Raw genomic sequence first — 12,488 nt, 5'->3', positions numbered from 1 at the left:
TATGCCTTTAATTTCAATTAAGACTAAATATTATCAAGAAAAAAATACTCAAAATCAAGAATCTCAAGTAGCAAATGACATAATATCAAAAGTTAAGTCACTAAACTTTAAGGGTTCTTCTTTTTTAGGTTTTGATGATATAGCACTAAATTTTAAAATCAATGGGATTGATCGCATTGTAGATTTTTGTAATAAACTTTATCGCAGAAAAACTAACACCTTAATTATTTGATGTAAGAAAGAAAATCAAGTCGCCATTGATGCAGCCTTACAATTCATCTTTGGAGCAAGCGATTATCACAAGGATAATAAGATAGAGTTAGTTTTTATCAATGAACAATTACCAGAACACATTGTTTCTAAAACTATTAATCATTATCTAAATATAAATAAGCAAGATAATATAGCTTTACTTTTTTTAGACTCCCTAGGTTATGATGATAATCAGCAAGCTGCAGTAAAAAACTTTATCTCAAAATTCAACTATCAATCTAGTGAATTCTTAATTAAGAAATCCATCTATTTTATAGGTAGAAAAAATATTTTTAGCACAATTGATAACATCTCGATTCCACGTGAAAATGCCTTTTTCGTGTCTAATGATATCCATTCCGATTATGCTTTATTAAGTGAAATTGGATTAATTTTACTAGCTACTCAAGGTGTTAATATTGAAAAAGTTATAGCAGGTTACACAGATGCAAATAAAAATATCTTAAACCCTGACGTTTACTTTAATAATGCCTTGAAATTAGCACTTTATTTAAATGAAAATGATACAAAAAATAATCCTAGTGGATTTATTAATTTAAATATCGCTTATGACTTATTCCTAGACAAATATGTTCATTTTTATGCCCAATCACTTAATAAAATTACGCTTGGAGAAAGCATTCTAAATCAAGCAGTTTTATTCCCAAATGATATTCCTTGACAAGCTGAAGATATTTTATCTGGACAACGCAATAAATTCATTTTATTTTGAACTTTAAAACAAAGATTTTTTGACTATCAGCTTTCTTCAAATATTGAAAATGATGACTTAATTGATCAGTTAAAAAACTATACAATTAACCAATTCAATGAGAAATCTTATGATGTTTTCTTAAACTATTTAACTAGTTTTAATGACGATGTTAATGCTATTGAAATCGCAATAGAAAACAATAGCGAAGAAGCTTTAGGTGAGTTAATTTCACTTTGTTATTGAACCAAAATCTTCTATTGCATCATCAATGATATCGATCCCTTTAAATAATAAAATATTACATTTTAGTACGCTAATGGCTTAAAAAAGTCTTAGCGTTTTTTCTTTACTTTTTCCTTATGGGACTAAAATATAGTGATTTTAGTATATAAAACCATTTCCATAGGGCAGTGGCATAAAATTGCATATTTGTGATACTATTTATTTATAAATAAATAAATACCTATGTAAAGGGGAAATTATGAAGAAAAATAAACTAGTAACATCAACAGCAAGTTTAATTGCTTTTATGGGAGCTAGTGCCTTAACTGTTGCATGTAAGGCACCAGGTTCATCTCGTGGTATTGATGCCTCTGACCCAGTTGGTGACAAATATGGTAATAATCCAGGTGGGATAACAATTAAGCCAATTGATCCAGGTAAAGAACCACTTCCAGAAATTAAACCTGAACCAATTCCTGCACCTAATCCCGAAACACCAGCTACTCAACTAAGAGAAGTTTCACCAGCCTTTATTCAAGCTGATCAAAAAATTAAGCTTGTAGCTCTAGGTGACTCAATTACTGCTGGGTTTGATGGTGGTCTATTACAAGACTATCCAGGTCAAATGGTTAATGGACAAATTGAAGGAGCTTCATATCCTGCCTTTTTAGCACAACTTCTAAATCAAAATAATCGTGTTGAAAGTTTTGGAAACTATGCTGCTTCGGGAGCCAGAGCAATTGATTGAATTATGATGCTTGGAGCTAACTATCAAAACCCATACAGTGATAGTCCGACTTGAGATAAACTAGATCAAACTTTTGCAGGTAGACGTGGATTTAGTCAATTTAAAGCTGGGTATGCTCAAGAAGTTGCTAATGATACCATTGCAGCTTTAAAGGATGCTAACTTAGTAACCTTAAGTATAGGAGCTAACGACTTTTTCTACTTACTTACTAAGCACTTAACTCAAGCTAATCCAATGCAAATTATTAACGAGTTAAAGAAACCAAATCCTGATTACTTATTAATTTACAAATTCGTTAATGACGCAATAAAAGCTACTATTCCAGAAGTTGCTACTCGTGTTAAGATTTTAATTGATCGCATTGCTGAATTAGCTCCTCAAGCTAATATTAACTTAGTAACTTACCCAATGCCTATGTCAGGTCTTAAGAAGTCTTTAGATGACTTTATTCAAAGTTTAATTAAAACCAACCTCCCTCTTGATCCAGTAGTAGTTTTACTTGACCAAATTAACTTGCCATTTAAACAAGTTGATGAACTATTAAATCAAGAATTCGGTAATAAGAATCGTGTAAGTATTGTTAATGCTTACAACTCAAAATATTGAAGTTCACATTCAGCTGACTTGTCAGATGTTTATTTTGATATTCACCCTAACACAAATGGATATAAAAAATTAGCACTTGATATGTACCTTAAAATGACTAATCCAAGTGTTAATATTTCTCATTATGATCCTAATTTCGACCTTAATAAAGCCTTTATTGACAGTGATGCTTTAACTTTAAAATATGAAATTGCTGTTACTAAAAGCCCGGTTGAAGTTATTGGTAATAGTACTCAAGCTTACTTAGAAAAAAGCGATCCTTTCTTAGATAAAATTAATCAAACTCGTTCACCATACAACTATGGTGAAAGATTACTTAGAATGTCACAAACATTCAAAAACATTACTGTAGAAGCTATTTTAGCTCTAACTTCAAGCACTTTCTATAAACAACTAGATCCCGAAGGAAAACTAGCTGAATTAATTTTAGATAGCGAAAATAATGGAGAAAATGGCTTTGAATCAATTATCCAAGAAATCATTGACGAAAAGGTCTTACAAAAGATTATGGGTGATTTCCAAGCTGAATTAACCAAACGTAATAAAGCTGGAGTTTTAAAATTAAGTGACATTCCAAATATCTTTATTAGCAATGTGCTAACTGATGATAATTTATTTAGACTGATTAATGCTTTAGCTAAAAGTAACTTTATTAACCATAATAAAGCAGGACTAGCTGACGCACTAACTACTGTAATTGACAACTTATTTAAGAAGAATCAAGATTTTATTGCCCAAGCCATTGTTAAGGGAATTAAGCCAACCTTAGACAAAGCTCAAATTGCTGCAAGTGATGTTGAAGGTTTAATTAAAACTATTATTTCTTCTTCACAACTAAATCAAATTATTAACGCTTTAATTAAGACTTTTATTTCTAACTCAGCGCAATTCCAAACTGTTAATAATTATCCTGAGCTAATTAAAGCTTTCTTAAGTGATGAAGCAAATATCAAGCAAGTAGCTAACTCACTTTCTACTTTTGTTTGAGATATCTTAAATAATCCAACCATTAAAACTACCTTACAAGATATTGTTTGAAAATTAATTAATCAATATCATGTAAATAATAACCTTACTCAAGAACAATCTAATGCTTTTATTTCTAGCTTGCTAGATAACATTACTCAATTTAAGGAAGATAAAACTAACAAGTTCATTGCTGATTTCATTTCTCAATTCCTAATGGAATTAAGAAATACTGAATTTAATAAGCTTGATATCGCTTTAAATAACGCCTTTAAAAATACCTTAAATAATTTACTTGGTAAAGACGACATTCAAGACAATCTTTCTCCATACAAAGCAATTAATATCCTAGTTGAATCAAATCTAATTGTTTCAAATAAAGACTTCCTTAAACAATTACTACACAACATAGTTGAGCAAACTCCAAACTTAAAACTTGGTAATGTAATTTATTCACTTTTACCAGCTGGTGCTAAAAGTGTTCTAGCTCAAGATGGATTTATCACATTATTTAATGTTTTAATTAGTAATGAACATTCAAATGCCATCTTAATTAGTGCTCTAGACCATTTAATTGATAACTTTAATACTTTGAAAGATACCAATGATCTTGGAGCTCTAGTTGCTAACATTTTAAAAACTCAAGATTTAGCAACCTTAAAAACTCATTTAAAAGCAATTGGTAATGAACTATTAGTTCAAGAATCAATTCAAGATACCATCATCACTCTACTTCGTAAGTCATTTGAAAAGATTAAGGAACCAGCAAATATTAGTGATAATGAAATCTCTAACTTCTTAAAAGACTTCAGAAATGAAGGCTTTAGCTTTATTAGACAACTTAAATTCATTGATCCATTAATTGATACACTATTTAACTCCTTAACTAAAATCAAAGATTCAGCTACTCCTTATGTTGAACTAAAAGCTTTACCACAAGCTTTATTAAGTTCACTTAAACAAACTGTGCTAAGTGATCCATGGGCTCTAGTTGACAAACTAGCAGATAGTAAAACAATTAATCAAAACAAAGAATTTATCAAAAAACTAATTAGTTACTTATTTACAAGCCTAAACAAGAACAATGGATTAATCCAACAAATTCATTCATTAGCTCAAAGTGCTCTTAATAAAGCTAATATTGACCAATATGTTGATAAGGGTGAAGTTAAAGCTTTATTAGATCAAATCTTTAAGCAAAGTCAAATTAATTCCTTTATTCCAGCTTTAGCTAACTATATCATTGACCATATTGACTATATTAAGCTAGCTAAAAATCCAAATGAATTACTAGTTAAATTATTTAGTGATACAGCCTTTAAAGAATTAATTAAAAATCAAATTCAACCTATTATTCCACAACTTGTGCTTAACTTTAAGGCGCCTAAGACAATTTTTAAACTTGTTAAGTATCTAGCTGAAAGCAATAATATTAAGCTAGAAACTAAGTATGATGGAGTTATTGAAAAACTTATTTCAAATGCTCTTGATAACATTTGAAATAAAGACAAGATTGTCTCTGTTATTAATTCGCTTCTAGAACAAGCTATCCAAACTAGTGATGTCAATGCTTTTGTTAAATCTTTACCTAACATAATCAAAGATAAAGTTGAAATTAATGTATTTGACTTAGTTAAAGGCTTATTAGTAGTTCCTCTTGATAAGAATGAACTAGAATTATATGCACAATTATTAAATTCACTATTTGCTCAAGCTCAAGAACTCGCCAAAAGCAATGAGCCAAATGTTTTAACCAAATTACTTGCAAAAATTTCACTACCAGACAGCTTAAAAGAATATAACGTTCAAGCTAGTGATATAGCTAAATTTGTAATTAGAATATTACAATCTAACTCATTAAATAAATTAGCTAATGCTATTACAACAAGTGTAATTAGTAGCCAAGAAGCTTTAAATAAAGCAACTAACTTTGAAGAATTAGGATTAGTATTCCTAAAAGATGCTACATTTGTTGGGCAAATTAAGCAAGTTGTCCTAAGAATATTTGCTAAATACAATGAAGTTCCTGAATTTGCTATTGCAAAGAATGCGTTTGTTTCAATTGCTGCTAAAGTTTTAAGTACAAATGAGCAAACAGCTTGAATTTTTGCTCATCAAAATGATGATCAAAACTCTGAACTTAAAGCTTTACTTGGCTCAGCTTATGATTTATTAATTAAATCTCAAGATAAACTAAATCTTGTTGAAATCTTGTTTACTGGAATGGAAAAATTTGCCAACGATGGTAATGTAACAACATATGCTTCACTTGGTAAATATATAGCTAATGAATTTGCTGCCTTATTTAAAGGAGCAAACCTCGAAACTAATGTTATTAAGTTATTACATCTTTTTGGAGATAACTTACTTAAACAACACGCTTCCTATCTAAAACAAATTATTACAAATGTATATAACAAGATTGCAACTGATGATAGTTTCATTGATCAAATCTATCAATTATTACCTCAAAATATTAAAGATTTAGTGACTAAATACGCAACTAAAGAAAATATTGCAACTGTTGTTAAATTTATCTTTAGTAACGAAAATATCAAAGCAATCTTTACTAAACAATTATCAAATGTATTAGCTGCTTATGGAAGCTTTGAAAACATCAATAGCTTTAATGATCTACTTAAAGTAACCTTTGGAGCTGTTGATTTCAAGACAATTAGTAGCGATGTAACTAACTTTATAACTGCTTTCTTTGCTGATAATAAAGTTAAAGAAGCTTTAATTAGCATACTTGATAAAGTGGCTCAAGATAAGATTGAATACATCTATGCCCAAGGAATAAAAGGAAATAGCAACCTAACTAAAGAATTCATTACTTCTGTAGTAAATAACTTCTTACCATTAATTAAAGAACTTAACTTGTATGATAGCATGCTTCAAGTGCTATTTAATAGCCTAGAACAAGCTAAAAGTGCAAGTGATATTGCTGGTGAAGTTAAAGCTATTGGGCCTAAATTATTAGCTGTACTTACGACTGAATTTAAAAAAGACCCAAGTGCCTTTATTAATAAAATCTCAGCTTCATCAATTATTGTTAATAATAATGAGTATTTAAAACTAGTAGCTAAAATTTTAGTAACTAAGTATATTAAGTCACCTGAACTTATTTCTCTAATTAATAAACAAATTCAAAATAATGAAGCAAAAATTGCTCCTTATACAACAGTTGAGCACTTACAAGCTCTAGTTGATAAGCTACTTAACGATAACAATACTCTAGTAGTACTTATAGATGCAATTGAAGCTGGTTTAAGCCTTAAAGATTTAGGCCAAATTGTAACTAACCCTATGGCAGGTAGTTATCAATTAGTTAAAAATTCAAACTTATTTACTCATTCACTTGAACTTTCTAAATTTATTAAACTTATTTTAAATAGTGAAACTATTACTGATTTACTCCAAAACTTCATTAATAAGTTCTTAATTAGTAAAAATGTTTTTACTGCCAAAAATACCTTCCCACGTGAATTCTATAGTGGAGTTAGAAAGACTTTAGTAGCATTACTTGAACAAGATCCAAGTTTATTAACTAAATTCTTTACTTTAGCTAAAGAACAATTACCAAATAGCAATTCTTGAATTGATTTAGTAACTAATGTAGCTCCTAAATTAGGTTCATTAGTTAACCTAAGCGACTTTGCTTTTGTAAAAACAATTTTAAATTCAGACATTTGAGCCTACAGCGATAAACTTAACGTCTTTGTAGATCGTGTCTTTAATAGTGATACAGCAAATGGCTTATATGATACTTATGCAGATAAGCTTGTAGCATACTTGCCAATAGAAAAAATTGCTGCAAAATTAAACATTACAGATCAAGATAAAATTAATCAATTATTTAATAAGTTAATTGTTTCAAAACAATTTAAGACTATCTTACACGAAACAATTAAAGCTCTAGTAACTAACGCTAACAATACAGCACATCCAGAATTATCATTAAACGCTGCCAATAACTACAATGATCTAGTTAGAATTCTAGTAAGCAACGATACTTTTATCGCTAATATTAAGCCTCAAGTATTAGAAATTATTTCGAAAGCAATTAATCAATTTGGCGTTCTAGATCTCTTAAAAGATATTATTACTCAAGCAATTAAGAGCGAAAAAGTTGCCTTTGTATTTAAAGATATTGCTCCTGACAGAATTGATAGCTTAATTAGCAACATTTTAAGTCTTTATGATATAGTTGATACTAACTTTGGTATCTCAAACTTACTATTTGAAACTGTAATCAGCTATATGAAACTACACGGTGCCAACTTTAGCAACCTAAATCTTGGTGCAGCTTTAAGCTCATTATTTAAAGATAAAATTGCTCATGATACTAACCGTGAATTCGAAGCCAAAATTGTTAAGACATTTGCAAGCATTTCAGGCTCAAAACTATTTAGTGAAAACAAACCTGAAATCTTACAAATACTACAAAATATCTTTGGAAACTTAAGTCAAGAAGACGAATTAAGTGATCCAGAAATAGTTGCTCTTTACGGAACTAAAGGTCCTAAGAAAGCGATTGAATTAACACATTCAATTCTTAAGTTAATTCCTCAAAATACACTTGAAAAGATTTATGGCTTTGTAGATAAACAAGACTTTGAAAAGCTCTTTGTCTTTGTGCTAACAAACCAAAACTTCCAAGGCATTGTAACAAAAGGTATTAATAACTTAATTGAACATATGGATCAATTCAGCTCTGTAACTTCATATGCTGACATTATTAAGAAAGTTGTTACTCTAGTCGATCTGGACTCATTAAGAAGTGATTTAACTGGCTTTATTAATGATTTACTAACTAACCAAAATGTTCAACATATTGCTCAATACGCCTTAATTAAAGGCCTAAAAGCACTTGGAATAGATACTGATTCTTACTCTGAAGAAAAACTAGCAACAATTAAAGCTTTAAGCCAAAACCTTAAACCACTATTAGATAAAGTTGAATTGATTAATGAAACAATCGATATTGTGTTTGAAGGCCTAAAAACAGCCGGAAAAGAAACAGATTCAGCTCAAGTAATTGCTAAATTTGCTTTAATTCCTCAACAAATTACTCATCTAATTGATGAAAAAGTCAAAAAAGACCCGCTTACTTTTGTTAACAAGATTCTTAACCTCGACTTTATTAAACCTCACTACACAAGCTATATCGAAATCATGCAAGACGTAGTATTTGCTTTAATTAAGTCAGGTAAATTACAAAACATTGTAACTCAACAAATTACTGCACTAAATAGCAAACTATTTGAATACGTAGATAGACAACATTTTGCTAACTTAATTAACTTTATTTTAGGTGAAGTAACTACACAAAATGGTCAAATTTCAGTAGCTCACAATGATGATATTTTCACTTTACTAGCTGCTTACTTTGCCTTAATTAAACAACCTACTTTCCTTCAAGATGGTGATAGCTTAAAATTAGACCCTAATAAGTTTATTGCAGTATTAAAGAATGAACAGTTCCAACAACAAGCTAAAAATAGCTTAAAATCAATTCTAAATCGTGTATTAGCTTCTAAACAATTTAGCCAAGTTGTTGTAGATGCAACTAATGCAGCTGCAAAAATCTTCCATATTGATTTAGGTACAGTAGATCGTGATAAATTAACTCAAGATCTTTTATCAGATGCAATCAAATGACTTGAAAGCACAAAATCATTAGATGCGGTGTTAAATGCTTTAATCAATACAGCAGTACAATTTGCTAATAATGAAAGCAAACCTTGAAAAGAAAGAGCTTCTCTAGCTGTTAAAGACTTATCTAGTCAACTATTAAAAATCTTTAACTTCAAGAAATATAAATTTATTCAAGCCTTCTTTGAACAAGCAAACAACTTGCCAAAGAACAAAGATGCAATCATTAAACTAGTTGACATTATTTATGATGATATTTCTAAACGCGATGATGTAATTTACCAAATTATCACTATTTCAGGCTTAAATAAATATCTTGATAAATTTGACTTAAAATACGATCTTGCTAATAAAGATATTAATGCAGATGCTAAGTCAGGCGAAATTATTGAATTAATCAAAGAAGTCTTAAACTTGCCACAAGCTAAAGCTTTCTTGCATGTAGTACTAGAAGATGTTTTATCACAACAAAACTGAGATAAATTTGCTCAAATTAAACTACCAGCCAACTACCAAGAAGGTGATCAAGCAACAGTTCAAGATGATGAAGCTTACTCAAAATTAATTCAAGCCTTAGTTTCTGATCCTAAATTTAAGCAAGCAGCTGTTAGCGCAATTAGAAACTGAATTTACCAAATTAATAAGAGCGAAAACTTTGTCAAGATTCTTTCTAAAGTATTACATAAAGTACTTACAACTCTAGATATTAGCTCATTTAGTGGTAAATTACCTCTAATTAGTCAAAATAAAGGTACCGATACAATTCCAGCACCTGAAATTACTTCAATGAAGTTTGCTCAATTATTTGATGGAATTGAAAATCCAGAGCCTTTATTAGCAATCTTAATAAATAATTTAAGTGAATTTGATGCCAACTTAGATTTAATTCCTCAACTATTAGATAGCTTAATTGAATTAGTCAAGGATAAAGGATTAAATATTTCAACCAGTGACTTTGCTAACAAGCTTCTAGCTCTTGGAAAATCAATTTACAATAACCCTGACTTCCAAGTTAAAGTACTTGAATCACTTAAAATCAATGCTACAGCTATTAAAGAAAAGAACTTACAACAAGATGTATACACATTCTTTAGAAATGTAACTAAGTTTGCTACCTCAAATATTTCAATTGGAACTATTGCTTGAAGCCTTATTCCTCAAGACAATGCTACAATTGCTAAAATTAAACAAACTTTAAATATTAATGATGAAGAGTTCAATACTATAGGACTAAACTTTAAGTTCTTTATTGATCAATTAATGAATAATGATCGCATTCCTGGTTTAGTTGAAAATATCTCAAAATGATATTTAGAAAATCCAAATCAAATTGAAGGAATTACAGATTGATTTAGCGGATTACAAAAATATCTAAATGTCAAAGAAAACGAAGAAGCTACTTCACGAGCAATTATTGACTTACTCAAATCAGTGCTCAATGATAATCAATATGCAAGAAACATTGCACATTTACTTGTAAATAAAGCTCTTGTTTTTGCTGGATTAGACTATAGAACAGATGCTCAAGGTAAACAACGTCTTGATAAGATGGTTAACTTATTTGTTAATAATCTTGGAACCTTATTTGAAGAAACAGATATGTTTAAATCAATTATTGGTTCAATTCTTAACACAATTAAATCTGCTAAAGGATTTAAAGACTTTACTTCTAAAGTTGGTCTTGCTATCTTCAATGGACTTGAATTCACTGAATTTAAGACAGGTAAAAAATTCCTTAAAGCAAGTCTAATTGTTAAAAATAAAGATGATATTGTTAATATTACTCAAGAATTAATTACTAAACTACTCACCAGTTCAGCAAATGGTAAGAAAGGTAAAATCGAAGAGCTTATCCATACCTTTAATGTTGGAAATATGCTACTAGATGCCTTAATGCCTAAAGAAAAACAAGCTGAATTATCTTCAGAAAATCGTGCAAAGATTACAAATTCAATTAATGATATGCTAGTTGAAGCAGTAGCTCAACCTGCACTCGCTAATTTATTAATTACCTTACTAAAAGATATCTTTGATCGAACAAATGTATATACAGATGACGAACACAACTCATATTCTTCAATGTTGAGTGAAATATTTAACTCACCTAAATCAGAAGAAATTAAGAAAGATATTAAAGATTGATTTACAGCTATCTTATCAAACAGAGATAACATTATCTCTAAAGGTGTAACAGTTATCTTACAAAATGTTTTAGCTAACTCATTAAATATTGACTTTAGCTCACAAGAAGATTACAACCTATTACAAAACGTGGCTAATGGTCTATTTAAAACTATAGTAGGATCATCTGAATTAGATCAAGCTGTTAATGGTATTTACCAACGTATTAAAGAAACTCGCTTTGAACAAAGTCCAAACCGGATGAAAGACTTAACCAATGCAATTATTAAGGGTGCTTTAAGTGTTATTACGACTGAAGATGGAAATAACATTTCACTTGGTAAGATACTAGATAAAAATGAATTCCTAGCTAAATTGCTTGAAAATATTGGAGCTGATAATTATGCTACATTAATTAATCGTCTCTTTGATGCAAGCTCACTTGAAAACAATACAGGAATGTATAAGATTATTAAAGGAATCTTGAATATTTCAACAGAAAACAATACTGCTAGAAGTGCTTCCCAACCTACAGAGGCAAGTGAAACTCGTGCTGATGAAGGATTACAAAACCAACTTAAATTTGGATTCAAAGTGGATGTTAGTCTCTTTAGCGTGCCAAGCAAATTCAAGGCTTTAATAAAAGCTTTATATTACCCATTATTCAAATATCAAATGTCACAAGTTATGTCTGATAAGGTAGATGTATCCGGAGTACAATATGTCAAATCAGAAGGATACAAAGCGATGTATCGTTTAACAGCAACATTACTTCTTTTAGTTAAAGAAAAAGGAAATGTTGGTGGTGTATTCTGAAACTGATCAGGAATCTCAATTGAAGGTTTCTATAGAGATGGAATGGGTGACGCCTACAATGCTATGAAAGATGAAATTCCTAACTTTGATAGTATTTCCTCTGAAAAACGTGTAGCAATGGGTGCTAAGAAGTATAGTACAACCTATAACAAAGAATTTATCTTTGGAAACACCTCTTCACGAACCACATTAGACAACTACTGATCAGATCAATTATTAGTTTATGTTTGATGATTTGGTGATAAGGGTGCTATGGATAAATATAGCGACCCTAAAGTAACAATTCAACAATCATACTTTGAAGCCTTAAAACGTGGATACTTAATTCCATTTGGTACTAAATTAAAATAATGCTAAGCCTTCGGGCTTAGTTTTTTTGCATAATAA

Annotated in this window: 2 protein-coding genes; both read left to right on the top strand. The window is 29.8% G+C overall.

Annotated features, from left to right (window positions below):
* Window position 1 precedes the first annotated feature (1 nt).
* Window positions 2-1,258, top strand: coding sequence for a hypothetical protein (locus tag ACM0IS_RS01665; RefSeq protein ID WP_416756559.1), 1,257 nt, complete (start codon window positions 2-4; stop codon window positions 1,256-1,258).
* Between the two features lie 190 nt (window positions 1,259-1,448).
* Complete coding sequence (locus tag ACM0IS_RS01660; protein WP_416756557.1) at window positions 1,449-12,452, top strand: GDSL-type esterase/lipase family protein; 11,004 nt, start codon at window positions 1,449-1,451, stop codon at window positions 12,450-12,452.
* Window positions 12,453-12,488: the final 36 nt, after the last annotated feature.

This window comes from Mycoplasma aquilae ATCC BAA-1896 (genome assembly GCF_048074525.1).
GTDB lineage: Bacteria > Bacillota_I > Bacilli_A > Mycoplasmatales > Metamycoplasmataceae > Mycoplasmopsis > Mycoplasmopsis aquilae.
This window is presented reverse-complemented; position numbering and strand designations above follow the sequence as displayed.